A 23,453-nucleotide genomic window follows, 5' to 3' on the forward strand; every position below is an offset into this window, starting at 1 on the left:
ATGCTAGCGGAGATTCAGGCCGGCTGTCAGCCTGTAGGTCTTGCTGGTTCATCGCGGCCGACAAGGGCGTCGGCGACGGCGGCGATTATGGCATCGGCGTCGAGGCGGTATTCGCGGTAGAGGTCGGGCAAGTCGCCGGTCTGCCCGAAGCGATCGACGCCAAGGGGCACGACGCGGTGGCCGCGGACACCGCCGAGCCATGACAATGCGGCGGGCGAACCATCGAGCAGGGAGACGAGCCTGGCACCGGCGGGCAATGCGCCGAGCAATTCTTCGATGTGCGACAGTCGGTCATCGCCATTCCATCGGCCAGCACCGGCTGCGCTCCAGCCGCGGTGAAGGAGGTCGGGCGAGGTGACGACAAGCAGGCCGAGGCCGGGGACTTCGGCACTGAGCTCCTCCCAGGCGGCGAGAGCTTCGCGGATGAGCGCGCCCATGGCGACGATGGCTGCCTGGGCGCCCTGCCCCGGGGTCTTGAGCCAATATCCGCCGGCGATGCTGCCGGCGCGCCAGTCGTCGTTGTCGCGAGCGATCTGGACGAGGTTGCGGGTGGTCAGGCGGAGGTACACCGAGCCGCCGTCCGGTTCCTGCAAATGGTTGAAGCTCCAATGCATCAGCGCGGCGAGTTCGTCGGCATAGGCGGGTTCGAACATGGTGAGGCCGGGCTGGCCCATGGCGATGAGCGGCGGGTTGATCGACTGGTGGGCACCGCCTTCGGGCGCCAGCGTCAGGCCGGACGGCGTCGCGACGAGAAGGAACCGGGCGTCTTGGTAACAGGCGTAATTGAGTGCATCGAGACCGCGGGCGATGAAGGGATCATAGACCGTACCCACTGGAATCAGGCGGGTGCCGAACAGCGGAGCCGCGAGGCCGGCGGCGGCGAGCATGAGGAAAAGATTGTTTTCGGCGATGCCGAGCTCGATGTGCTGGCCGGCGTCGTCGCCGCGCCATTTCTGCGGGCTGGGGATCTTCGCAGCACGGAAAACGTCTTCGAGCGCGGCGCGGCGGAACAGGCCGCGGGCGTTGACCCAGGGGCCGAGATTGGTCGAGACGGTGACGTCGGGCGAGGTCGTGACGATGCGATCCGACAGCGGGCCGCCGGCCTTGGCGATCTCCAGCAGGATGCGGCCGAAGGCGGCCTGGGTCGATTGTTCAACGCCGTCGGGGACGGCGATTCTCGGAACGGACACGGCCGAAAAATCCCGGTCCTGCGGCAATGTTGCGGCAGGTGAGGCGGCGACGAACGCCTGCAACGCCTTGACCTGGTTATCGCCGAGGCCGGCCCAGGGCTGCCATTCGTCGCCTTCGGCGATGCCGAGCGAGGTGCGCAAGGCCGCCATTTGCGGAGCGTTCATCTGGCCGGCGTGGTTGTCCTTGTGGCCCGCCAGCGGCAGGCCCTTGCCCTTGATCGTGTAGGCGATGATCAATGCCGGGCGGTCGCTTGCGGCGGCTTCCCGCCACGCGCCGAGGAGAGATTCGACACAATGGCCGCCGAGGTCGGTCATCAACCGGGCCAGTTCGGCATCGTCGCGGCGGGCGAGCAACGCCGGGGTGCCGTTTTTCTGGCCGATATCAGCCAGTAATCGCGTCCGCCACGCGGCGCCGCCCTGGTAGGTCAGCGCGGCGAAATCGACGTTGGGGCAACCGTCGATCCAGGCTTCGAGGGCGCTGCCGCCGAGTTCCAGGAAGGCGGCTTTCTGGCGCTTTCCGTGCTTGAGCGTGATGACCCGCCAGCCGCAGGTTTCGAAAATATCGTCGAATCTCCGGAACATGCGGTCGGCGGTGGTGTGGTCGAGGCTTTGGCGGTTGTAGTCGACGACCCACCAGCAATTGCGAATATTGTGCTTGTAACCCTCGATCAGGCATTCGTAGATATTGCCTTCGTCGAGTTCGGCGTCGCCCATCAGCGCGATCATGCGGCCGGCCCTGTCGGCGGGGAGCTGACCATGGGCAATGAGATAGTCCTGGACGAGGCTGGCGAAGGCCGTGACGGCGACGCCGAGGCCGACGCTGCCCGTCGAAAAATCGACGGGGATGCTGTCCTTGGTACGGCTTGGGTAGCTTTGCGCGCCGCCTAATGCGCGAAAACCTTTCAGCTTGTCGAGCGACTGGTTGCCGAGGAGATAGTGGATGGCGTGGAGCAGCGGCCCGGCGTGAGGCTTGACGGCGACGCGGTCGTTGGGGCCGAGGCCAGCGAAATAGAGGCTCGCCATGATCGTCGACATCGAGGCGCAGCTGGCCTGGTGGCCGCCGACCTTGACGCCGTCGCGGCTGGGGCGGAGGTGGTTGGCGTTGTGGATCGTCCATGCCGAAAGCCAGCGCAGCCGGTCGTCGAGTTGCTCGATCATGGTGATGGTGTCGGTCTGCGTGGCGGTTTCGATCACGGGGCGATTCCTGGGCTTTTCGGGACGTTTGCGGGGCGGTCGGCGGTCGTTCATAGCCCTGTCCGGAGCAGTTCAGCGGCCTCGAACCGGTGTTTTCGAGATAGTGGCGAGCATGTCTGGGGAAAAGGTCGAAATTATCGCGTCGTTTTTGGCTCGGGATCGAAGGTCAGCGCGCCTTTTCCGGTGACGTCGACCGGCATGTAAAGCCCCTGCCCCACCGGCACCACGGCGCCGTTGATGACGTTGTCGACTTGCGCCTTGACGACAAAATCGCCGACGCGTTTTTGGCTGATGGCCTTGGTCGCCGCAGTAATGACCTTGGCATAGTCGCGGGCGAAATCCTGCGACAGTGCGCCCTTCAGCTGGGCCATCACCCTGTCCGACTGGGCAACCGCAAGCAGCACCCCGAAGGCCGGCGATTCGGGGCGGCCGTCGATACGCAGGTCGGTGACGGTGACACGCTGCGAGCCGGGACTGTTGTGCGGTACGCCCGTCAGCCACACGGTGCCCTTGACGTCGACAAGCTGGCGCGGCGTGTCGACCGACATTTCAACGCCGATGGCGAGGCGGTTGGCTTGGGTGGTGGACATGGTGACTTCGCCGAAGCGCGGCTTGACGGCACCGATGGCGGGCGGTTGCCGACGAAGGTTTCGGTGTTCGCCATCGCGGCCAGTTCGAGGATGACGTCGCCGCCGGCGAAGCGATAGCCTTCGTAGCGGAGCCGCTGCGGGGTGACGCGCAGCCACACCGGCGGGTTTTTGCGGTTGAGCAGGACTTCGGTGAAGCCGAGTTTCCAGCCGGCCTCGAGCCGGGCGCACGAATGCAGCCAGTCGATGTGGCGGGGGATGTCGGCCTCGATCTTTCGGATCAGCCTGTGCAGTTCTGGGTCGGCCTTGCCGGCGAAGGTGAAGCGGCGACCAGCAGCAACAACAGCACGGCGAAGGCGCGTGCGCCGGTGCCGGCGGCTGGGCAGTTCAGTCGAACTGCTAGCATCGGTTGCGGCCCCCGTCGCCGAGGTGACATCGGTTCATGGCATGGCGACCGCCAAATGCAAAACGGCGTTCGCTTGACCTTCGATACCATGCGCCGCACAGCGTGATGGCCGGGTAATTGCAGTGCGGGGGCGTGCAGCGATACCAGGCCGGGGGACGAAGCGGTGACCAGCATGGGCCGGATATGAGCGGCGACGTCCGGGTGGGGCGTTGCATGAACGCCGGTCGCTGCGGCCTCGCCGATGCGAAGACCCCGATATCGGTCGCGCCCGGAGCTGGGTTCGAATGTTCGCAGTGCCGCAGTGAATTGACCATATTCGGGCCGAGCGTGAAGCTGCCAAAGCCGGAAGTGACCCCGCGCAAGCTGTCCTGGCGCCTGATCGGGTTGACGGCAGGTGTCGCCGTACTGATCGTCGCCGGGCTGTTCCTTGGCCTGTTCACCGGGTCGGGGGGATTTCGGGACGACAATGCCGAACAGAGCGCGTTCGGCGCGATGTCGGCGACGATCCTGCGCGTCGGCGATACCGCCGGCGCCGGCGAGCGGCTGGCATCGGCGTTGGTCGCCGGATATCTGCGCCGCAGCGGCTGTGCCGAGCCGCAGGTCCGCAGCGATACCGGCCACCGTGCGGTCTATGGATGTAGTTTCGGCGATCGCGCCGTCAACATCCCGATCGCGGCGCCGGGATCGAGCGTCGCCATCGCCGGGCTGGTCCAAGACGACGTCGATGTCGCGTTGATGACGCGGCGGTTGAACGACACGGAGGTCGAAAATCTGCGCGCGCGCGGTGGCGATGACATGCTGTCGGCGGTCAACGAGCAGGTCATCGGTATCGATGCCATTGCCATCATCGTGCATCCGTCCAACCCGATCGCGCGGCTTTCACCGCAGCAGCTGGCGGCGGTGTTCGATGGCCGGATCGACGATTTCGGCGCGATCGGCGGCCGGCCCGGCCCGATCCGCGTGGTGGCGCCGTTGCCGGGGATGGCCGACGACGACGCACTGGCCGCGATGGTCCTGGGCGGCCGCATGTTGACGCGTGATGCCCGGCAATATGGCAGCGCGGCGGAGATCGCAGCGGCGGTGGCCGACGACCCGGCGGCGATCGGCGTCGTCGACCCGGTCATGCTGCTCGGCACGCGCGCGGTGCCGATCGGGCCGGAGGACGGGTTGGCGGTGCTGCCGACGCCGCTGGCGATCGCGAGCGGTGACTATGTCCTCGCGCGGCCGCTGTACCTGTACCGCCAGCCGCACAGCGTGCTGCCCGATGTGCCTGAATTCATGGCCTTTGCCGGGTCGGCCGCGGGCCAGGAAATCGTTGCGTCGGCGGGGTTCCTGCCGCTGGTGATCCGGCGCTATGCCGACCCGCTGCCGCCGGGGGCGCCGCCGGAATATGTCGGGCTGGTCATCGATGCCGAACGACTATCGGCGAATTTCCGGTTCAAGCCGGGAAGTATGGATTTCGAAAGCCGCAGCACCGGGGATCTGGACCGGGTCGCGGCGCGGATGATCGGCGAGCGGGTAACGGCGGATCGCATCGTGTTGATCGGGTTCGACGATACGCCGCGCGAGGCCGGCATGGACATGACGCGGTCGACCGGGCTCGCGCGGCAGGTGGCGACGGCGCTGGCCGAACGCGGATTGCGCGTTGGGCTGGTGCGGGGCTTCGGCGGGGCGCTGCCGGTGGCGAGCAATGCGGAAGCGGCGGGACGGAATTATAACCGGCGGGTGGAGATCTGGGTTCGGCGGTAGGTGTTCGGGGCGATGTCTGCTGCTTGTGGTCGGGGCGGTGGGTCCCTCGACTTCGCTCGGGATGAGCGAACTGATCCTGAATGCGCGGGATCAGCGAAACAGGATCGAGCCGCTGGGGCTTGCGAGCGGGGGCTCTGGCACTGCGGGGGACCACCCCCACCCGGGCCGCGTGAAGACGCGTCTCTCGCCTCCCCCCTCAAGGGGAAGGATAAGCTAGACCAGCCGGCTTTGCCGGACTGCCGCGGCGATGAAGCCGGCGAACAGGGGGTGGGGGTCGAAGGGCTTGGATTTCAGTTCGGGGTGGAACTGGACGCCGAGAAACCAGGGATGATCCGGCCGCTCGACGATCTCGGGGAGGAGGCCGTCAGGGGACATGCCGGAGAAGATCAGCCCCGAAGCTTCGAGCTGGTCGCGGTAGTGGACGTTGACCTCGTAGCGGTGACGGTGGCGCTCGGAGATCTCGGTGCTTCCGTACAGGCTGGCGGCGACGCTGTTGCCGTCGAGTTTCGCGTCATAGGCGCCGAGCCGCATGGTGCCGCCGAGATCGCCGTCGGCGGCGCGGGTCTGCAGGCCGGCGGCGCTCATCCATTCGGTGATCATGCCAACGACGGGTTCCGCCGTCGGGCCGAATTCGGTGGTGCCGGCGCCCGTGACGCCGGCCTGGTTGCGCGCTGCCTCGATGCAGGCGAGCTGCATGCCGAGGCAGATGCCGAAATACGGCACTTCGCGATCACGAGCGAAATGCACCGCGGCGATCATGCCTTCGGTGCCGCGCTCGCCGAAGCCGCCGGGGACGAGAATGCCGTGCATCGGTTCGAGCTGGGCGATGATGTCGGCGTCGGGGCTTTCGAACAATTCGCCCTCGAGCCAGCGGATGTTGACCTTGACCTGGTTGGCGATGCCGCCGTGGACGAGCGCCTCGGTCAGCGATTTATAGGCGTCCTTCATGCCGGTGTATTTGCCGACGACGCCGATGGTGACTTCGCCTTCGGGATTGTGGAAACTATGGGTGATCTCCTGCCATTTGGTCAGGTCGGGACGCGGGGCATCGGTGATGCCGAACGCCTTGAGGACTTCGTCGTCCAGCCCTTCGGCGTGATACTGCATCGGCACGTCGTAGATGCTGGCGGCATCGAGGGCGGCGATGACGGCTTCCTTGGCGACGTTGCAGAACAGCGCGATCTTGGCGCGGTCGCTGTCCGGCAGCGGGTGTTCGGAGCGGCAGACCAGCACATGCGGCTGGATGCCGATGCCGCGCAGTTCGGCGACGCTGTGCTGGGTCGGCTTGGTCTTGAGTTCGCCGGCAGCGGCGAGATAGGGCACCAGCGTGCAGTGGATATAGACGGCGTTGGTGCGGCCGACATCGGCGGATAGCTGCCGGATGGCTTCGAGGAAGGGCAGCGATTCGATGTCGCCGACGGTGCCGCCGATCTCGCAGAGGACGAAGTCGAGGCCATCGGTTTCGGCGAGGGCGAACTGCTTGATGGCGTCGGTGACGTGCGGGATGACCTGGACGGTGGCGCCGAGGAATTCGCCGCGGCGTTCCTTGATGATGATGTCCTGGTAAACGCGGCCCGAGGTGATGTTGTCGGTCTGCCGCGACGCGACGCCGGTGAAGCGTTCGTAATGGCCGAGATCGAGATCGGTCTCGGCGCCGTCGTCCGTCACATAGACTTCGCCGTGCTGGTACGGCGACATCGTTCCAGGATCGACGTTGAGATACGGATCGAATTTGCGGATGCGGACAGTGAAGCCGCGTGCCTGGAGGAGGGCCGCGAGCGAGGCGGCCATCAGGCCTTTACCAAGCGATGAGACCACGCCGCCGGTGATGAAAATAAACCGGGTCATGGGAGGATAGCCTTAGCCGCGGTTGGGGCAGCGTGGCTAGGGGGGGGTGGCGATTTTGGTGGGGATAAGGTGGGATTCTGGGGCGGGGTGGTGCTTGTGTTTGGACGGGGAGACACCCCCACCCGGGCCGGCCAAGGGGCCGTCTCTCGCCTCCCCCCTCGAGGGGGAGGACAAGTCAGGTTTCGATTTTGCTGTGTTTCTTGGTGTCGGGGAGGAGGTAGGCGGCGGTCAGGGCGACGGCGCACATGATACTGACATACCAGAAGAAGCCGGATTCGTGGCCGGCGGATTTGAAGGCCAGCGCGACATATTCGGCCGAGCCGCCGAAGATCGCTACGGCGATGCCGTAGGGGAGGCCGACGCCGAGCGCGCGGATGTTGGCGGGGAACATCTCGGCTTTTACCAGGCCGGAGATGGCGGTGTAGCAGCTGAGCACTGTCAGCGCGGCCATGATAAGGATGAAGCCCGACAATCTGTCGGTGGCGCCGCCGATGGCGTGCATGGCGGGGACGGTGAGAATGGTGCCGAGGACGCCGAAAATGATCAGCAAGGGCCGGCGGCCGATGCGGTCGGAAAGCGCGCCGACAAGGGGTTGCAGGCACATGTAGCCGAGCAGCGCGAACGCCGAGATGCGAGTGGCGTCGATCTTGCTCCAGCCGGCGGAGAGGACGAGGTATTTCTGCATGTAGGTGGTGAAGGTATAGAAGGCGAGGCTGCCGCCGGCGGTGAGCGCGAGCACGGTTAGCAGCGGGCGCGGGTGGGCGAGGAGCCGACGCATGAGGCCCTTGTGCTCGGCGGCGGTGACGGCCTTGAAGGCGGCGGTTTCGACGAGGCCGCGGCGCAGGAAGAATACGACGACCGCGCACAGGGCGCCGACGACAAAGGGTACGCGCCAACCCCAGTCCATCAGCTCGGCCTCGGTCAGCACCGCCTGCATGACGATGAGCAGGCCGAGCGCGAGGAGTTGCCCGGCAATGAGGGTGACGTACTGGAAGCTGGCGAGGAAGCCGCGGCGGCGTTCCTCGGCGACTTCGGACATGAAGGTTGCGGACGCGCCGTATTCACCGCCGACCGACAGGCCCTGGACCAGCCGGGCGACGAGCAGGATGATCGGGGCGCCGATGCCGATCTGCGCATAGGTCGGGGCGATGGCGATGAGCAGCGAGCCGGCGCACATCAGGGCGACCGAGAGAGTGAGGGCAGCCTTGCGGCCTTGCCGATCGGCGTAGAGGCCGAGCAGCCAGCCGCCGATCGGGCGCATCAAAAAGCCGATGAAGAAGATGCCGGCGGTGTTGAGTGCCTGGGCGAGGGTGTCGCCCTTGGGGAAGAAGGCGGGGGCGAAATAGAGCGCGAAAGCCGAATAGGCGTACCAGTCGAACCATTCGACGAGGTTGCCGGCTGCGCCGCCGGCGATCTGCCTGATCTGCGAGGGAGCCCCGTCGGCCACCTAGCGGGCGAGCGGGACGCCGGTTTCGACAGGCGGCGCGACTGGGGTCGGCGTCGCGGGCGCGGTACGCGTCGGGATCGAACCGGCAAGGCTGGTGTCGACGGCCTTGGGCTTGTTGGTCCCGGCGGCGAGGACGGCGAGAACGATCGACGAGACGATGAACAGAGCCGCCAAGATGGTGGTCGAGCGGGTCAGCAGGTTGGCTGCGCCGCGCGCCGACATCATGCCGCCACCGGTGCCGCCGCCGATGCCGAGCCCGCCGCCTTCCGACCGCTGCAGCAGGATGACCGCGACCAGCGCAATGGCGATGAGCGTGTGGACGACGAGCAGGAAGGTGATCACGGCGGAACTTTCGGGCGCGGAATGCGGAACTATGGGCGCGATGTAGCGATACGGGGGCGGAAGGGCAACTGCGGGGGGCACAAGCTGATCATATGCCGGTTTATCATTCGAACATTGTTCTGTGATCGAATTTTACTACGGTTCGGTAACCGGCGGATGTCATTGTCCTGACAATCGAACCACCCAGTTGTCGGACTGTGGCGTCGATGATGGACTGTCCCAATCCATCGCGCTTGTTCGGGATTTTAGGTTCGATAGCCTCGACGCCATTGTCTTGCACCGTAAGCAAATACATGCCCTCGGCGGACAGTTCTCCGGCAATTACGATGCTGCCGCTCGTGTCCTTGAACGAGTGCTTTACGGCGTTGGCGATCAGTTCATTGATTATCAGCCCGATAAGGGATGCGACCTTCGCGTTGCTGTCGACATCCTCGAACCGGCCCGTGACGCCGATGGTCTTTGGCACAACGCCCTTCAGCAGATCGGTAATTTCACCAAGGTAGCGACCGAGATCGATCTGCCCCGCGTCGTCGCTGTGAGCGAGCAGCTCGTGCAAGGCGGCGATCGTTCCGATCTGCTGCTCGATGCCGCGCAGCGCCGACACGGTCTCCGGGTTGGCCGATGCCGTTCGTTCGAGACGGACGTACGCGTTGACCGTCTGCAGCGAGTTTTTGACGCGATGGTCTATTTCGCGGCGCAGGATAATTTCGTTCGACAGGGCAGCACGAAGATCGAGCTGGGCGACGACCTGGGATGCCAGAACGCGGAGCGCCTGCCGCTGCACCGTGTCGAGAACACGCGGCTGCATGTCGAGAACACAAAGCGTCCCGACCGGGTAACCGTCATCGCTGCGGAGCTGAATGCCCGCATAAAAGCGCACATGCGGGGGGCCCGTACAAACAGGATTGTCGCGGGTCCGCACATCTTCTCGCAGGTCGGCAATTTCGACGTAATCGTCTTCCAGGATGGCATGGGCGCAGATCGAAACGGTGAGCGGCAGCTCCTGCACCCCGACGCCAACCTCGGCTTTCGACCATTGGCGGACGCTGTCGATAAAGTTGATCTGCGCCGCCGGCGCCGCGCACAATGCGGCCGCGAGCGCGACGATATCGTCGAAGTCCTGCTCGCGCGGCGTGTCGAGAATGGCGTAGTCCTGCAAAGCGGCAAGTCGTGGATGCTCGCGCGGGTGAACAGGCGCTCTCATCGTCCGGTCAACTCAGATGCTCTCGTTGACATCATAGACCTTGATCGCCCGCTTCAAGTCAGAATTGCCCAATTTGCGCGCCTGCCATGCACTATCGCCAGCTACTACAGACAGGGAACGACGCCGTATACAGCCTCGGTGGCGGCGCGTGGGTCTCTACTGGCGCATGGGGCTTTCCTCGAAGGGTACCGCCAAGCCGGCACGGCCATGGCCTGTCGCGAGATGAAGGGGATCTCCGGCCCGGCGGGACAGCGTCGACGGGGCAAGCCTTTTCCGCCGTTGACGATCACCTTGAGGCCGAAGGCTGGGAGAGGACGTTCAGGCGCTTGCTGCTGCAGCTATGGCGAGGAGGCTGGTGGCGATAAGGCTGGCGCCGCCGACGAGGGCGCCGCCGACGTTGGGCTGGCCGAGCAGGAGTGCGGCGTTTTCGGGTTTTACCGAGCCGCCGTAGAGGATGCGGGCGCCCTGCCCTGCTTCGCCGAACCGGGCGACGAGGTTGGCGCGGATATGGGCGTGCATGGCGGCGACGTCTTCCGGGGTCGGGGTGCGGCCGGTGCCGATTGCCCAGACGGGTTCGTAGGCAATGATGATGTCGGTGAGGTCATCCGGGAGCGAGGCGTCGAGTTGCTCGGTGACGGTGGATTCGTGGGCGCCGGCGTCGCGCTGGGCCTCGGTTTCGCCGACGCAGACGATGACCGTCAGGCCGGCGGCGCGGGCGGCGATGGTCTTGGCGCGGACTTGGGCGTCGGTTTCGTGATTGTCGGTGCGGCGTTCGCTGTGGCCGGTGATGACGAATTTGGCGCCGCTGTCCGCGAGCATGGCGGCGGAGATACAGCCGGTGTGGGCGCCCGATGTGGAATGGTGGCAATCCTGGCCGCCGATGGCGATGCGGCCGGCTGCCAGTGAGACAGCGCGGTCGATGAGGGTGAACGGCGGGGCGATCCAGATCTCGGTTTCGGGCCTGGCTTGCGACATGCCCCACAATTCACCCAGTGCGGCGACAAGACCGTTCATCTTCCAGTTTCCGACGATCAGCGGCTGCATTGGGGGGGACATTGAGCGCTCCGGGGGACTATGTTCGCGGTGCCTTGTGACAAGCCCGCGCCGCCGTTACAACCCGCGCACAGCTTCACTGTCTTTGTGTCCGGATATCCATGATCTCTTTCATTCGCCGCTGGTTGACGAGCTGGCCGGTCATCGTCCTGCTCGGCTTGGTGGTGGTCGCTTTTGCCGTGACCGGCGTTGGCGATCCCTTTGGCGGCGGGGCGCCGCAGGGTTCGGTCGCCAAGGTCGGCAAGAAGACGATAACCGAGACCGAATTGCTGTCGGCGTTCGAGCGGGTGTCGCGGTCGGCGCGTGAACGCAATCCGGCGATCACCCAGGCCGAACTGGCGCAGCAGGGCGGCGTCGATGCCGCCGCCGGCCAGCTGATCGGCCAGGCCGCAATGGAACAACTGGGCGCGCAGGCAGGCCTTTCGGTGTCGAACCGCGCCGTCGGGGCGCAGATCGCAGCGATTCCGGCGTTCCAGGTCGGCGGCAAGTTCGACGATGCGACGTATCGCCGGGTGCTGGCGCAGCAGCGGATCACCGACCGCGAATTGAATGACGGCATCCACGGCGACCTGGTGCGCCAGCAGTTGCTGACCCCGGTAACAGCGGCGCTCGGCGTGCCGGCGGGGATGGCGCAGCCTTATGCACAGCTGCTCGTCGACGAGCATCGCGGTGCCGTGGCGCTGGTGCCGCTGGTCGCCGGCCCGGCGCCGACCGAGGCCGAAATCACCAAATTCTATGCCGATAACAAGGGCAAGTTGATGCTGCCCGAGCGCCGGGGCTTCCGACATGCCTTGATCGACAGCGCCGCTGTTGCCGCCAGTGGCGTAGTAACCGATGCACAGATCGCCGCTGCGTTTGCAAAAGATCCGGCCAGATACGGCGGCGCCGCGACCCGGCGTCTGCAGCAGGTCGTCGTGCCCGACGAGGCCAAGGCGCGCGCCATCGCGGCGGCGGCGGCAACCGAGGGTTTTGCCAAGGCGGCCGAGCGGCTGGCGGGTTTCGGCACGGCCGACATCACGCTCGGCGAGCAGTCGCAGTCGGGCTTTGCCCAGGCGACAAGCGCGGCGGTTGCAGCGGCAGCGTTCGCAGCGCCGGCGGGCGGCATCACGGCGCCGATCAAGAGCGATTTCGGCTGGCACGTCGTTCGCGTCGAAAGCGTCGGCGCGGCAGGCAAGTCGCTGGCGGCAGCGCGTCCCGCGGTGGAGGCAGAACTGCGGACTCGCGCCGGCGAGGATGCCGTCGCCGCATTGGTCGCAAAGATCGAGGACGGGGTCGAGGCGGGCAAGAGCTTTGCCGATCTCGCCAAGGAAAACGGGCTCGTGGTGGTGTCGCAGGCGGCGGTTGCCAAGGACGGCACAGCGACCGGTGCTGCGCCCCTGGCAGGGCCGTTGGCGCTGCTGGCGGATCGGGCTTTCCGGCATGAGCCGGGCGAGGGCGCCGCGGTCGAGGACCTGGGTGAAGGCCGGTTGGCGGTGATCGAGACGATGCAGATCCTGCCGTCGGCAGCGCCGCCGCTGGCGCAGGTGCGCGAACTCGTGACTGCGGGCGCGGCGCGCGACAAGGCGTTGAAGACGGCGCGGGTGAAAGCCGATGCCATCGTCGCCGCGGTGAAAAAGGGCGGCAATTTCGCCGAGGCCGTCGCCGCGCAAGGCCTGCCGCCGGCACAGCCGTTGGCGGGTCGCCGCATCGACGTGGCGCAGCAGCCGCAGGTGCCGCCGGTCGTGCAGGCGTTCCTGAGCACGCCTGCCGGGACGGTCAACGTGCTGCCGAGCCCGCAAGGCTGGGTGATGATCCACGCCGATACGGTCACCAAGGGCCAGCTGGCGGCAATCCCGGGGCTGGTCGAAGCCGGCCGCCGCGAGATCGCCAGCCAGCTGCCCGACGAGTTCGCCAGTGCCTTTGCCGCCGCCGCCGAGCGGACGGTGGGCTCGCGGCGCAACGAAGCGGTGATCGATGCCGTGAAACGACGCCTGGCCGGGACCGATGTTGCCCAGTAAATTCGGCGCGATTTCGCCCGACCGCGCGCATTTTACCGCGGAACTGGCGCAGGGCCGCGCGCAATTGGTGTGGACGCGGATCGTCGCCGATACCGAGACGCCCGTATCGGCGATGCTCAAGCTGGGCGCTGCCGAAAGCGGCAGCTTCCTGCTCGAATCGGTCGAGGGCGGGCAGGTTCGCGGGCGACATTCGCTGCTCGGGCTTGATCCCGACCTGGTGTGGCGGGCAGAGGGCGACAGCTCGCAGATCAACCGGCAGTGGCGGCATGATCGCGATGCTTTCGAGGACGTGCCAGGCGGGGCGCTGGCGGCCCTGCGCGCGCTCGTTGCCGAGGCGCGTGCCGAGGTGCCGGCCGAGCTGCCACGGGCGCTGGCGTGCCTCGTCGGCTATATCGGCTATGAGGCGGTGCGGTTGACCGAGGCGTCGGTGCCGGCGAATGCGCCCTCGCCGCTGGGGCTTCCCGACATGGTGTTCGTGCGGCCGACGCTGATCCTGGTGTTCGACCGGTTGAAAGACGAACTGTTCCTGGTGGCGCCGGTGTTCAGCGGCGGCAGCGACGAATATGACGCGGCGGTCGAGCGGATCGAAACGGCGCAGGCGCGACTGGCGCAGCAATTGCCGGGCCGCGTCGCCGTTGCAGGTCCCCTGCCCGATGGCGTGCCGGTGCCGGTTGTCGGCGCCGAACGCTATGCGGCGATGGTGGCGCGCGCCAAGGACTATATCCTTGCCGGCGACGTGTTCCAGGTCGTGCTGGCGCAGCGGTTCAGCGTCGAATTTCCGTTGCCGCCGTTCGATCTTTATCGGGCGCTGCGGCGGATCAACCCGTCGCCCTTCCTGTATTTCCTCGACTTGCCAGGGTTTGCCATCGTCGGTTCGAGCCCCGAGATTCTGGTGCGGGTGCGCGATGGCGACGTTACCATCCGGCCGATTGCGGGGACGCGGCCGCGAGGCAAGGACGCCGTGGAGGATGCCGCGAACCGGGCGTCGCTGCTTGCCGATGCCAAGGAACAGGCCGAGCATCTGATGCTGCTCGATCTGGGGCGGCACGATACCGGGCGGGTCTCACTACCGGGCACGGTGACGGTCACCGACCGGGCGGGAGTCGAATTCTACAGCCATGTCATGCACATCGTCTCGAACGTGCGCGGGCGGCTCGATCCGCGGTTCGACGCCGTCGATGCCTTGCTGGCGGGGTTTCCGGCGGGGACGGTCAGCGGCGCGCCCAAGGTGCGGGCGATGCAGGTCATCGCCGAACTCGAGCCGGAGGCGCGCGGGGCCTATGCCGGAGGGGTGGGCTATTTTTCGCCCGACGGCGCGATGGATTCGTGCATCGTCTTGCGGACGGCGGTGGTCAAGGACGGCGTCATGCACGTCCAGGCGGGTGCGGGTATCGTTGCCGACAGCATCGCGGAATATGAGCAGCGCGAGTGCGAGGCCAAGGCGGGAGCCCTGATCGCGGCGGCAAAGGAAGCGCTGCGCGCGGCGGCGGGGGCCGGGTTCGGGCAATAGGGTTTGCTGACGTAAGGGTGCGCTGACGTGGCCGCTGGCCAAGCGGGCGCGGCCGGCGCAGGAAGGCGTCAAACAAACAGGAGTGCATCATGCCGAAAGCCATCTGGAACGATATCGTGCTGGCCGATACCGACGACACGGTGATCGTCGAGGGTAATCATTATTTCCCGGTTTCGGCGGTCGACCCGGCGCTGTTGAAACCGAGCGCGACGACGACGGTTTGCGGCTGGAAGGGTCTCGCCAACTACTACACGATCGTCGCCGGCGGCGCCGAGAACGTCGATGCGGCGTGGTATTACGCCGAGCCCAAGGACGCCGCGGCCGAGATCAAAGGGCGTCTGGCGTTCTGGAAGGGCGTCAAGGTCGTCTAGGTCTTCGCGAAATAGCGGACGCCGGGCAGGCCGTCGAAATCGGCGTCCTGGGTGTAGAGCATGGCGTCGAATCGCCGGGCGATGGCATAAATGATGCTATCGGCCATTGGGAGTTTATGGGCCTTCGAGAGGCGTGCCGCCGCCAGTGACAGGTCGATATCGAGTTCGACGACAGTGGCAAGGCGCATAACCGAGACGGCCTGAAGCGAAAGATGTTCGCTACGCTGCGCCGACAGTCGTTTGTACACTTCGTAGATCGAAATGGTGGGCACGATAAGCTTCGCGGAATTCTCTATCGCCGACGCGAACCGATCACCGCCGGACCCCGTACCGAAATATTCGAGCCAGCCGCTGGAGTCGACGACGTTGAAGTCGGTCATATTTCGCGATCTGCCTCGCTGGCGATGTCGGTTTCGATGTTGCCGAGAAAGCCTCGCGCGGCCTTGACCGACAGCACCAAGACGAGCTCGATCACCCCGTCACGCTCATACATGTCGAGGCGCTGCCCCACCTTGATCCCAGCACGCTCGCGAAGGCGTTTGGGGATCACGACCTGGAACTTTGGCGAAACTGTCACGAGCTCGGGTTTCTGCATGGACATACTACTTCCTTATCGATAGCCATTTCGTAGCACGAATGCGGCGATGCCGCAAATTGCGAGGCGGGTGACGGACGGGCGATCAGGCGCTAAAGCAGCGCACATGATCCTCGTCATCGACAATTACGACAGCTTCACCTTCAACCTGGTGCATTACCTGCTCGAGCTCGGCGCCGAGACGGAGGTGGTCCGCAACGACCAGATCACGGCGGCAGAAGCGATCGCTCTCCGGCCGCAGGCGGTGTTGCTGTCGCCGGGACCGTGCACGCCGAACGAGGCCGGGATTTGCCTCGACATGATCACGGCTGCGGCAGAGGCGCGCTTGCCGCTGCTGGGCGTTTGCCTGGGGCACCAGGCGCTTGGCCAGGCGTTCGGCGGCACCGTGGTGCGCGCGGCGCAGGTCATGCACGGCAAGACCAGCGCGATGACCCACGACGGGACGGGGGTTTTCGCGGGGCTGCCATCGCCGTTCGAAGCGACGCGTTACCATTCGTTGATAGTACGCGAGGATGACCTGCCGGTTTGCTTTGCCGTCAATGCACGCAGCCCCGATGGCATCGTCATGGGCATGCGCCACCGCGACCTGCCGCTCCACGGGGTGCAATTTCATCCGGAATCGATCGCCACCGAGCATGGCCATGAATTGCTGGCGAATTTCATGCGGATCGCCGGGATGACGCCGAAATCATTGGCTCCGAAGGTTTCCGCAGCCGCGTGAATACTGCCCTGCCCGATCCGTCGGCATCGCTGTCCGCGGATGCCGCCGACGAAGCGTTTGCAGCGATCCTCGATGGCCGGGTCGCGGACGATGTGCTGGCGCGGTTCCTGACGGTGATGGCCGATCGCGGCGAGACGGTGGCGGAGATCGTCGCGGCGGCGCGGGCGCTCAGGACGCGGCAAAGCTTTGCCCCGCACGCCCCCAATGCGATCGACGTGTGCGGCACCGGCGGCGACGGCCAGCACAGCCTGAACGTGTCGACGGCGGTGTCGCTGGTGGTCGCGGCGTGCGGGGTGAAGGTCGCCAAGCACGGCAATCGCGCCGCGTCGTCGAGCAGCGGTGCGGCCGATGTGCTGGCGGCGTTGCAGGTCCCCGAACTGCCGGTCGAGCGACTGGGCGCCTGCCTCGAGGACGTCGGCATCACCTTCCTGCACGCGGCGCGGCATCATCCGGCGATGGCGCGGGTGGCGCCGGTGCGGCGTGCGCTGGGCCGGCGGACGATCTTCAACCTGCTGGGGCCGCTTGCCAATCCGGCGGGGGTCAAGCGCCAGCTGGTCGGGGTGTTTTCGCCGGCGTGGACGCGGCCGATGGCGGAGGCGCTGGCAGAGCTCGGGTCGGAGCGTGCAATGGTCGTCCACGGCGATGGTTATGACGAATTGGCCGTTTCGGGCGAGAGTGGCTTTGCCCTTGCCGAGGACGGCGGCGTGACGACGGGTACGGTTACCCCGGATGCGGCCGGCGGCGGGATGCACCCATCGGAGGCGCTGCGGGGCGGCGACGCTGCCTATAATGCCGGGCGATTGCGGGCGTTGCTGGCGGGTGAAACCGGCGCCTATCATGATATAGTGGTGCTCAACGCGGCGGCGGCGCTGCGCGTCGCCGATCCGGCGCTGGGCTGGCCGGCGGCGGCGGCGCGGGCGCGGACGGCGCTGGCGCAAGGCGGGGCGGCGGATATCCTGGCGCGTTGGAGCGATTTTCGATGAGCGATACACAGCGATGAGCGACACACTGGCTGAAATCATTGCCTACAAACGTGAAGTCGTCGCGGCGGCGCGGGCGCAGCGCAGCCTCGGCGATCTCGAGGCTGCAGCAGCGGCGGCATCCCCGGTCCGCGGCTTTGTCCGCGCCATCGATGCGGCGCACGCGGCGGGCAGGTTCGCGCTGATCGCCGAGATAAAGAAGGCCAGCCCATCGAAGGGCCTGATCCGCGCCGATTTCGTGCCGGCGACGCTGGCGCGGGCCTATGCCGCCGGCGGTGCGACGTGCCTGTCGGTGCTGACCGAGGATCGCTGGTTCCTGGGGTCGGACGCCTATCTGGCCGAGGCGCGCGCGGCGTGTGCCCTGCCGGTATTGCGCAAGGATTTCATCATCGATCCATGGCAGGTGATCGAGGCGCGGGCGATCGGGGCCGACGCGATCCTGCTGATCATGGCGGCGCTTTCGGACGGACAGGCGGCGGAACTCGAGGCCGTGGCGGAAACGCTGGGGCTCGATGTGCTCGTCGAGGTGCATGACACCGAGGAGCGTGATCGCGCCCTCAAGCTGCGGACGCCGTTGCTGGGCATCAACAATCGCAATCTCAAGACCCTCCAAGTCGACCTGAAGGCGTCGTTCGAGATGGCCGACACGCCGGGGCGGACCTTGGTGGCGGAAAGCGGCTTGTCCGATCCCGATGACCTCACACGGTTGGCGGCTGTCGGAATTCGCACCTTCCTGGTGGGGGAATCGCTGATGCGGCAGGCCGATGTGACGCGGGCAACGCTCGACCTGCTGGGAGCGGCGGGGTGAGCCTGACCCATCTCGACCAGGCCGGCGCAGCGCGAATGGTTGACATTTCGGCCAAGGCGGCGACGCGGCGCGAGGCGGTTGCGGAAGGGTATATCGCCATCGGCAGCGCGGCGCTGACGGCGATCCGCGAGCAGGCTGTGGCGAAGGGCGACGTGCTTGCGGTGGCGCGGATCGCCGGCATCATGGCGGCCAAGCGCACCGCGGACCTGATCCCGCTATGCCATCCCCTGCCCATCGATGCGGTAACGGTCGACCTGGTCATCGAGGACGCCGGCGTACGGGTGACCGCCATGGTGGCGACGACCCACGGCACGGGCGTCGAGATGGAGGCACTGACTGCGGTCACCACGGCGCTGCTGACGATCTATGACATGGCCAAGGCGATGGACCGCGGCATGGTGATCTCGGGCGTGCGGCTGCTGCGCAAATCGGGCGGGCGCTCGGGCGAATGGGTCGCCGGGTAATGGCCGGGCTGCTCGATGTCGACGTCGCCCTGGCGCGATTGCTCGACGGCGAGGTGTCGTTGCCGGCGGAGACTGTCGATCTCGGCGCGGCACGGGGCCGGGTGCTTGCCGGCGATCTTGCGGCGTTACTGACCCAGCCGCCGTTCGCCGCGTCGGCGATGGATGGATATGCGGTGCGCTGGGACGATCTGCCTGGGCCATGGCGCGTGGTCGGCGAATCGGCGGCCGGGCGCGGCTGGAGCGGGACGGTCGAGGCGGGCGAAGCGCTGCGGATCTTCACCGGGGCGCCGTTGCCGGTGGGTGCGGATACCGTCGTCGTGCAGGAGGAAATCGAGCGCAGCGGCGACACGGCTCGACTGTCGGGCGAAGGGCCGCCCCGGCTCGGCGCAAATATTCGCAGGGCCGCCCAGGACTTTTCCATGGGCGATGTGCTGGCGGCGACGGGCGAACGGTTGACCCCGGCGCGGATCGGCTTGCTGGCGGCAGGCGGACACGGCTCGGCGCGGGTCGTGCAGCGGCCACGGGTGACACTGATCGCCACGGGCGACGAACTGGTGCCGCCGGGGACGATGCCGGGTGCCCACCAGATCGTCAGCTCGAACGGCGTCATGCTGCGGGCCCTGTTCGAAAGTGTCGGCGGGGCGGTCGATGATCCGGGGATCGTGCCGGACCGGCGCGAAGCGTTGGCGGCGGCGTTGTCGAAGGCGCGGGGCGACGTGGTGGTGACGATCGGCGGCGCTTCGGTGGGTGACCATGACCTGGTCGTGCCGGTGCTCCGCGATCTGGGCGCCGAGATGGATTTCTGGAAGCTGGCACTGCGGCCTGGCAAGCCGATGCTGGCGGGGCGGCTGGGGTCGAAGCGGGTGATCGGCCTGCCGGGAAACCCGGTGTCGGCGTATGTGTGCGCGCTGTTGTTCGTGGTGCCGCTGCTATGCCGCATGGGCGGGCGCGCCGAAGGTTTGCCGACGCGGCGACTGCCGTTGGGCAGCGCGTTGCCGGCCAATGGGATGCGACGTGACTATATGCGCGGGCAGGTTACCGATGGCCGGGCGGACGCATTCTCGTCGCAGGATTCGGCATTGCTTGGGCGGCTTGCGGCTGCACAGGTATTGATCGTGCGATTGCCCGGCGCGCCGGCAGCGGAACCCGGTGAAATAGTTGATTGCATTGCGCTTGACAGTATCGGAGACGTTCCCTAGACGTTCTGCATGTGTTCCCTGACGGAAGGACCGCGATGCTGACGCGCAAGCAACAGGAACTGCTTAGTTTCATCGACACGCGGCTGCGCACCGATGGTGTCTCGCCGTCCTTCGAGGAAATGAAGGACGCGCTGCAGCTGCGTTCCAAGTCGGGCGTCCACCGGCTCATCAATGCCCTCGAGGAACGCAATTTCATTCGCCGCCTGCCCAACCGGGCGCGCGCACTCGAGGTGCTGCACCTGCCCGAAGCGATGCGCGGCAAGCCGGCGCTCAAGCTGGTGCCGCCTGCTGCTGCGCATGCGGCAGCAGCGCCGCGCCCTCCGGTGCAGGCGATGATTGCCGCCAACGACACAATCATCGTGCCGCTGCACGGGCGGATCGCGGCAGGCCTGCCCGTCGAAGCGCTCGAAAGCGATCGCTCGCTGTCGGTACCGGCGGCATTGCTTGGGCCGGGCGATCACTACGCGCTCGAGGTATCCGGGGACTCGATGATCGAAGCTGGCATCTTCGACGGCGACTATGCCCTCATCAAACGCTGCGAGGACGCCCGGGACGGCGACATCGTCGTGGCGCTTATCGACGAGCAGGAAGCGACGCTGAAGTATCTGCGCCGCGAGAAGAACATCGTGCGGCTCGATCCAGCCAATTCGGCGTATGAGCCGCAGCGGTATCCGGCCAATCGGGTGCGGGTGCAAGGCAAGCTGGCGGGGCTGCTGCGGCGGTATCATTGAGGGACACGGGCTGGTCGAGCCTCAGCGCCAGAATTTGGCCGCGCCTTGGGTCGAGCCTAGTTACACTGCTGCAAAATGGGGTCTGGGGCCAAGGCCCCAGCCGTCCGAGGCCCTGCCCTCAACGCCGTATGAAAAGCGCAATCGAGAGAACATGGTTCACGCGCAGGTCGGCGTTGGGGCGGTTGATGGCCTGGTTGAGGTAGCCGGCTTCGATGGTGGATCTGCCCTGGATGGGGATTTCGACGCCGACGAAGCTGCGAAGCTGATCGAAGCCGCTGCGGGCGCCCCAGTCGGTGGTGTTGAGGTTGGCGAACACTTCGACCGTGGCCAGGGCCTTGATCGGGCGCGGGTTGGACTGGATGGGGACGACGGTCCGCAGCAGTTGGCGAAAGCGCCAGCCGGTGTCGCTGCCATCGGAGCGGAAGCGTTGTTCGAGGCGCGAGCGGGACGAGAGTTCGCCGATAGCAGTCTTGCCGAAAGACCAACCGAGCTGCTGGTAGACGCGGTTTTCCGTGTTGGCGCGGTTGTCGTTGATGTCGGTGGGAACATAGACATAGCCGAGATAGGCGCTGACCTGGCTGTTGATGCGCCAGCCGACTGCCGGCCGGACGTTGAGCTGGCGATAGGCGTCGTCACCGATGCCGCCGCGGGCCTGGAATTCGGCGAAATAGAGAAGGTTGCCGCTGACCGGACCCATCGCGGTGACGTTGAGCCAGATTTGTTCGTCGTCGCGCGCGGCAGCGGGGCTTGCGGCAAGGGCAAGCCCGCACGCGAGCAAGCGCGCGAGGTGCCGTAGGGTTTTTGGTGTCCGAGAGTCGTTCATCGCGCTGGCTATGGCGTATCGGGCGGCCTCGCGAAAGCATTGCGGCGTTACTGCAAGTCCGGCTGTGCATCGACCGAAGGGCGTTTCGTGTAGCGCCGCGGCGCCGGATGGGGTCGCCACGGATGGTCGCCGATACGGTCATGAACGGTATCGACGCGCGCCGGATAGAGCCAGACGGCGACGGCCCCCGTGGTCCCCAGCACCGTGCGGTCGAACATTCGCCAGCGCGGCTTGCACCACTTCGGCATCCGCCGGTCGCTGATGACGATGTCGGCGGCGGCGCAGGCGGGCTCGAATTTCTCGCGGTCGACATAATCGCGCGACAGGGTGGCGAGCAGCCGCCATTGCCGGCCATCGGCGGCGCGGACGAGGCTGATGCAGGTGTCGGGGCTGCACGCCATGCCGGGCATATCGGCGAAACTGGCGGCATCGCCCTCGGCCGCCACCGCCTCGCCCCACATGCCGCGCAGGAAATCGCCGGTGCGGGGGCGCAGGAATGCCAGCCGCCCATCGGCAAGGCGGACAGCGGCGTTGCGGCCGTCGCTGCTGATGATGAGGTCGGGCGGCACCGAAAGATGCGCGATGACCAGCCCCAGCCCGGCGACCCCAGCCCCCCACCAGCGCAGCCGGGTCCGCCACAACGCCAGCCAGAGCCCCCCGGCGATGACCAGCGCGAACGCTGCCACGGGCATGGCCGGCATGCCGATGACGGCGCCGGGCAGCGCGGCGGTGGCGCCCGCGAGGGCGATCACCTGGGCGATGCTCCAGCCGACAAGCGGCCAGACCAGCGCGGCGATGCCAAGCAGTTCGGCGAGGAGCGCCAGCATCAGCAGCGGGATGATGACGAAGCTTGTCCATGGAATGGCGATGACGTTGGCGATGACACCGTACAGCCCGGCGCGGTTGAAGTGGAACAGCCCGATCGAGGACAAGGCAAGTTCGGCGACCAGTCCGGTGGCAAGCAGGGCGGCGGCGTGGCGGCCGAAGCGGCGGAGCCAGCGCTCGTTTTCGGATGGCATCGAGAACCAGCGCCCCAAGGGCGATTCATAGAGCGCGACGATGGCGATGACGGCGGCGAAACTGAGCTGGAAACTGGGTCCGAGCAGCGCCTCGGGACGAACCGCGAGGATGATCATCGCGGCGGCGGCGAGCAGGCGGAGGGACAAGGCCTCGCGGCCGATGACCATGCCGAAAAGGACGATCAGCGTCGCCAGGATCGACCGGACGACGGGAACTTCGCCGCCGGCAAGCAGCGTATAGGCGATGCCGACGAGCGCGGCGACGGCGACGGCGATGGTCTTGACGGGACAGCGGAGCGCGATGAACGGCGACAGCGCCAGCAGGCGGCGGGTCAGGAAGATGGCGCCGCCGACGACGACCGCGATATGCAAGCCCGAGATCGAGATGAGGTGCGCCAGCCCCGAATCGCGCATGACCTGGTTGGTTTCCAGCGGGATCGCGCCTTGATCGCCGGTAACAAGCGCGGCGGCCATCGCCCCGGCTTCTCCCGGAACGGCGGCGATGATCCGCGCCGACAGCGCAGCGCGGGCGGCGGTGAGCCACGCCAGCACGCCCGATGGCCGCGGCGCCGGCGACACGATGTGGACCGTCCCCATCGGAAAACCGGTTGCACCGATGACGTCGAACCAGGCGCGGCGGGCAAAATCATAGCCGCCGGGGATGGCCGCGGCGGCGGGCGGGGACAGCATGGCACGCAGTCGCACGCCGGCACCTGGGGCAAGGCCGGGCGGCAGCGCGCCGCGCAGCGTAATGCGAACGCGGGGCGGCAGGCCAGACGCCGCATCGGGAGCGATGATCAGCCGGACCTGGCCGCGACCGGCGCGGATTTCCGTCGTTTTGACGACGCCGGCGAATTCAAGAACCTGCCGTTCGACAAGGATCGGATGCGCTACACGCGCCGATCGCCATTCGGCAGCCCCCATCCCGGCAAGGGCGAGCACCGCCGCCGCCGCGAGTGGTCGCCAACGACCGACAAGCGCGGCGCCGCCGATGTGCCGGCAAGGCCAACAGCGACGGCAATACGCTGGCCCTGCCACGGCAGGAGAAACCACGCAGCGATCCCGGCGGCAAAGGCCACGGGCAGCCATAGCGGGAGCGAATCGCGCTCGTTGTCGACAAACGTCCACCAATGTCGCCGCGCGCGAGTCTGCAGCGCCGCCAATTCCCATGGCGACGGCGCGGTTTGAACCGCTCCGATGCTTCTGCTAGGCACC

Annotated in this window: 24 protein-coding genes; 11 read left to right on the forward strand and 13 right to left on the reverse strand. The window is 66.9% G+C overall.

What is annotated here, in order from left to right; all coding sequences use genetic code 11:
* Nucleotides 1-26: 26 nt before the first annotated feature.
* From IEW98_RS06245 to IEW98_RS16915, 3 genes are all read right to left on the reverse strand, one after another.
* On the reverse strand, nucleotides 27-2,348 hold the full coding sequence (locus tag IEW98_RS06245; RefSeq protein WP_243450593.1) for a thiamine pyrophosphate-binding protein: 2,322 nt from the start codon (nucleotides 2,346-2,348) through the stop codon (nucleotides 27-29).
* 170 nt (nucleotides 2,349-2,518) lie between these two features.
* Nucleotides 2,519-2,974, reverse strand: a complete 456-nt coding sequence (locus tag IEW98_RS16910) for a DUF4403 family protein (RefSeq protein WP_188762065.1) — start codon at nucleotides 2,972-2,974, stop codon at nucleotides 2,519-2,521.
* Nucleotides 2,878-3,264, reverse strand: a complete 387-nt coding sequence (locus IEW98_RS16915) for a DUF4403 family protein (protein ID WP_371870757.1) — start codon at nucleotides 3,262-3,264, stop codon at nucleotides 2,878-2,880. Before IEW98_RS16915 ends, IEW98_RS16910 begins: the two co-directional genes overlap by 97 nt.
* On the opposite strand from IEW98_RS16915, the gene IEW98_RS16365 reads away from it, so the two are divergent.
* Both IEW98_RS16365 and IEW98_RS06260 read left to right on the forward strand, forming a co-directional pair.
* Nucleotides 3,205-3,483, forward strand: a complete 279-nt coding sequence (locus tag IEW98_RS16365; protein WP_243450580.1) for a hypothetical protein — start codon at nucleotides 3,205-3,207, stop codon at nucleotides 3,481-3,483. The two genes, IEW98_RS16915 and IEW98_RS16365, sit on opposite strands and share 60 nt — an antisense overlap.
* 242 nt (nucleotides 3,484-3,725) lie before the next feature.
* Nucleotides 3,726-5,126: a substrate-binding domain-containing protein gene (locus IEW98_RS06260; RefSeq protein ID WP_188762066.1), complete on the forward strand. Its 1,401-nt coding sequence runs from the start codon at nucleotides 3,726-3,728 to the stop codon at nucleotides 5,124-5,126.
* 213 nt (nucleotides 5,127-5,339) lie between these two features.
* Here IEW98_RS06260 and pyrG read toward each other — a convergent pair whose 3' ends face one another.
* From pyrG to tpiA, 5 genes are all read right to left on the reverse strand, one after another.
* Complete coding sequence (pyrG, locus tag IEW98_RS06265; protein ID WP_188762067.1) at nucleotides 5,340-6,974, reverse strand: CTP synthase; 1,635 nt, start codon at nucleotides 6,972-6,974, stop codon at nucleotides 5,340-5,342.
* A 175-nt stretch (nucleotides 6,975-7,149) separates the two neighbouring features.
* Nucleotides 7,150-8,421 carry an MFS transporter gene (locus IEW98_RS06270; protein WP_243450581.1) on the reverse strand — a complete coding sequence of 424 codons (1,272 nt, stop codon included), beginning with the start codon at nucleotides 8,419-8,421 and terminating at the stop codon, nucleotides 7,150-7,152.
* Nucleotides 8,422-8,763 (reverse strand): preprotein translocase subunit SecG, encoded by a 342-nt coding sequence (gene secG, locus IEW98_RS06275; protein ID WP_188762068.1) that lies wholly within the window; start codon nucleotides 8,761-8,763, stop codon nucleotides 8,422-8,424. It abuts the gene before it with no gap.
* Nucleotides 8,764-8,866: 103 nt separating this feature from the next.
* Nucleotides 8,867-9,967: a sensor histidine kinase gene (locus IEW98_RS06280; RefSeq protein ID WP_188762069.1), complete on the reverse strand. Its 1,101-nt coding sequence runs from the start codon at nucleotides 9,965-9,967 to the stop codon at nucleotides 8,867-8,869.
* Between the two features lie 318 nt (nucleotides 9,968-10,285).
* A complete protein-coding gene (tpiA, locus tag IEW98_RS06285) occupies nucleotides 10,286-11,011 on the reverse strand; it encodes a triose-phosphate isomerase (protein WP_207792518.1) in 726 nt (241 codons plus the stop codon).
* 110 nt (nucleotides 11,012-11,121) lie between these two features.
* On the opposite strand from tpiA, the gene IEW98_RS06290 reads away from it, so the two are divergent.
* From IEW98_RS06290 to IEW98_RS06300, 3 genes are all read left to right on the forward strand, one after another.
* Entirely contained in the window at nucleotides 11,122-13,017 is a 1,896-nt protein-coding gene (locus IEW98_RS06290; protein ID WP_188762071.1) for a peptidylprolyl isomerase, read from the forward strand.
* Entirely contained in the window at nucleotides 13,004-14,527 is a 1,524-nt protein-coding gene (locus tag IEW98_RS06295; RefSeq protein WP_188762072.1) for an anthranilate synthase component I family protein, read from the forward strand. The genes IEW98_RS06290 and IEW98_RS06295 overlap by 14 nt, the downstream gene beginning before the upstream one ends.
* Nucleotides 14,528-14,616: 89 nt before the next feature.
* Complete coding sequence (locus IEW98_RS06300; RefSeq protein ID WP_188762073.1) at nucleotides 14,617-14,898, forward strand: DUF427 domain-containing protein; 282 nt, start codon at nucleotides 14,617-14,619, stop codon at nucleotides 14,896-14,898.
* On the opposite strand, the gene IEW98_RS06305 is transcribed toward IEW98_RS06300, so the two are convergent.
* Nucleotides 14,895-15,278 carry a type II toxin-antitoxin system VapC family toxin gene (locus IEW98_RS06305; RefSeq protein ID WP_188762074.1) on the reverse strand — a complete coding sequence of 128 codons (384 nt, stop codon included), beginning with the start codon at nucleotides 15,276-15,278 and terminating at the stop codon, nucleotides 14,895-14,897. The two genes, IEW98_RS06300 and IEW98_RS06305, sit on opposite strands and share 4 nt — an antisense overlap.
* Complete coding sequence (locus tag IEW98_RS06310) at nucleotides 15,275-15,499, reverse strand: AbrB/MazE/SpoVT family DNA-binding domain-containing protein (RefSeq protein WP_207792519.1); 225 nt, start codon at nucleotides 15,497-15,499, stop codon at nucleotides 15,275-15,277. Before IEW98_RS06310 ends, IEW98_RS06305 begins: the two co-directional genes overlap by 4 nt.
* A 100-nt stretch (nucleotides 15,500-15,599) precedes the next feature.
* On the opposite strand from IEW98_RS06310, the gene IEW98_RS06315 reads away from it, so the two are divergent.
* The 6 genes from IEW98_RS06315 to lexA are packed head-to-tail and all read left to right on the forward strand — an operon-like array spanning nucleotide 15,600 to nucleotide 20,396.
* Nucleotides 15,600-16,214 (forward strand): anthranilate synthase component II, encoded by a 615-nt coding sequence (locus IEW98_RS06315; protein WP_188762075.1) that lies wholly within the window; start codon nucleotides 15,600-15,602, stop codon nucleotides 16,212-16,214.
* The gene (trpD, locus tag IEW98_RS06320; RefSeq protein WP_188762076.1) at nucleotides 16,211-17,197 is read left to right on the forward strand and encodes an anthranilate phosphoribosyltransferase; all 987 of its coding nucleotides are present in this window, start codon (nucleotides 16,211-16,213) and stop codon (nucleotides 17,195-17,197) included. The genes IEW98_RS06315 and trpD overlap by 4 nt, the downstream gene beginning before the upstream one ends.
* A gap of 13 nt (nucleotides 17,198-17,210) precedes the next feature.
* On the forward strand, nucleotides 17,211-18,002 hold the full coding sequence (gene trpC, locus IEW98_RS06325) for an indole-3-glycerol phosphate synthase TrpC (protein ID WP_188762077.1): 792 nt from the start codon (nucleotides 17,211-17,213) through the stop codon (nucleotides 18,000-18,002).
* Nucleotides 17,999-18,466, forward strand: coding sequence for a cyclic pyranopterin monophosphate synthase MoaC (moaC, locus tag IEW98_RS06330; protein WP_188762078.1), 468 nt, complete (start codon nucleotides 17,999-18,001; stop codon nucleotides 18,464-18,466). The genes trpC and moaC overlap by 4 nt, the downstream gene beginning before the upstream one ends.
* Nucleotides 18,451-19,665: a molybdopterin molybdotransferase MoeA gene (locus IEW98_RS06335; RefSeq protein WP_243450582.1), complete on the forward strand. Its 1,215-nt coding sequence runs from the start codon at nucleotides 18,451-18,453 to the stop codon at nucleotides 19,663-19,665. Before moaC ends, IEW98_RS06335 begins: the two co-directional genes overlap by 16 nt.
* Nucleotides 19,666-19,700: 35 nt before the next feature.
* Nucleotides 19,701-20,396 carry a transcriptional repressor LexA gene (gene lexA / locus IEW98_RS06340; protein ID WP_188762079.1) on the forward strand — a complete coding sequence of 232 codons (696 nt, stop codon included), beginning with the start codon at nucleotides 19,701-19,703 and terminating at the stop codon, nucleotides 20,394-20,396.
* 118 nt (nucleotides 20,397-20,514) lie between these two features.
* Here lexA and IEW98_RS06345 read toward each other — a convergent pair whose 3' ends face one another.
* The 3 genes from IEW98_RS06345 to IEW98_RS16370 are packed head-to-tail and all read right to left on the reverse strand — an operon-like array spanning nucleotide 20,515 to nucleotide 23,452.
* The gene (locus IEW98_RS06345) at nucleotides 20,515-21,219 is read right to left on the reverse strand and encodes a DUF2490 domain-containing protein (protein ID WP_188762080.1); all 705 of its coding nucleotides are present in this window, start codon (nucleotides 21,217-21,219) and stop codon (nucleotides 20,515-20,517) included.
* Between the two features lie 47 nt (nucleotides 21,220-21,266).
* Nucleotides 21,267-23,180, reverse strand: a complete 1,914-nt coding sequence (locus IEW98_RS06350) for a ComEC/Rec2 family competence protein (protein ID WP_371870755.1) — start codon at nucleotides 23,178-23,180, stop codon at nucleotides 21,267-21,269.
* Complete coding sequence (locus IEW98_RS16370; RefSeq protein ID WP_243450599.1) at nucleotides 23,129-23,452, reverse strand: hypothetical protein; 324 nt, start codon at nucleotides 23,450-23,452, stop codon at nucleotides 23,129-23,131. Before IEW98_RS16370 ends, IEW98_RS06350 begins: the two co-directional genes overlap by 52 nt.
* Nucleotide 23,453: the final 1 nt, after the last annotated feature.

The sequence above is a fragment of the Sandarakinorhabdus glacialis genome, assembly GCF_014643455.1.
Taxonomy (GTDB): domain Bacteria; phylum Pseudomonadota; class Alphaproteobacteria; order Sphingomonadales; family Sphingomonadaceae; genus Sandarakinorhabdus; species Sandarakinorhabdus glacialis.

Bases quoted from the DNA above. Each gene is read 5' to 3' on its own strand.
- lexA (WP_188762079.1), top strand. From the start codon at position 19,701: ATGCTGACGCGCAAGCAACAGGAACTGCTTAGTTTCATCGACACGCGG.
- IEW98_RS06335 (WP_243450582.1), top strand. From the start codon at position 18,451: ATGGGTCGCCGGGTAATGGCCGGGCTGCTCGATGTCGACGTCGCCCTG.
- IEW98_RS06280 (WP_188762069.1), bottom strand. From the start codon at position 9,967: ATGAGAGCGCCTGTTCACCCGCGCGAGCATCCACGACTTGCCGCTTTG.
- pyrG (WP_188762067.1), bottom strand. From the start codon at position 6,974: ATGACCCGGTTTATTTTCATCACCGGCGGCGTGGTCTCATCGCTTGGT.
- IEW98_RS06290 (WP_188762071.1), top strand. From the start codon at position 11,122: ATGATCTCTTTCATTCGCCGCTGGTTGACGAGCTGGCCGGTCATCGTC.
- IEW98_RS06315 (WP_188762075.1), top strand. From the start codon at position 15,600: ATGATCCTCGTCATCGACAATTACGACAGCTTCACCTTCAACCTGGTG.
- IEW98_RS06295 (WP_188762072.1), top strand. From the start codon at position 13,004: ATGTTGCCCAGTAAATTCGGCGCGATTTCGCCCGACCGCGCGCATTTT.
- IEW98_RS06245 (WP_243450593.1), bottom strand. From the start codon at position 2,348: ATGATCGAGCAACTCGACGACCGGCTGCGCTGGCTTTCGGCATGGACG.
- IEW98_RS06310 (WP_207792519.1), bottom strand. From the start codon at position 15,499: ATGTCCATGCAGAAACCCGAGCTCGTGACAGTTTCGCCAAAGTTCCAG.
- IEW98_RS16365 (WP_243450580.1), top strand. From the start codon at position 3,205: ATGCAGCCAGTCGATGTGGCGGGGGATGTCGGCCTCGATCTTTCGGAT.
- IEW98_RS06345 (WP_188762080.1), bottom strand. From the start codon at position 21,219: ATGAACGACTCTCGGACACCAAAAACCCTACGGCACCTCGCGCGCTTG.
- tpiA (WP_207792518.1), bottom strand. From the start codon at position 11,011: ATGCAGCCGCTGATCGTCGGAAACTGGAAGATGAACGGTCTTGTCGCC.
- IEW98_RS06300 (WP_188762073.1), top strand. From the start codon at position 14,617: ATGCCGAAAGCCATCTGGAACGATATCGTGCTGGCCGATACCGACGAC.
- trpC (WP_188762077.1), top strand. From the start codon at position 17,211: ATGAGCGACACACTGGCTGAAATCATTGCCTACAAACGTGAAGTCGTC.
- IEW98_RS16910 (WP_188762065.1), bottom strand. From the start codon at position 2,974: ATGTCCACCACCCAAGCCAACCGCCTCGCCATCGGCGTTGAAATGTCG.
- IEW98_RS06305 (WP_188762074.1), bottom strand. From the start codon at position 15,278: ATGACCGACTTCAACGTCGTCGACTCCAGCGGCTGGCTCGAATATTTC.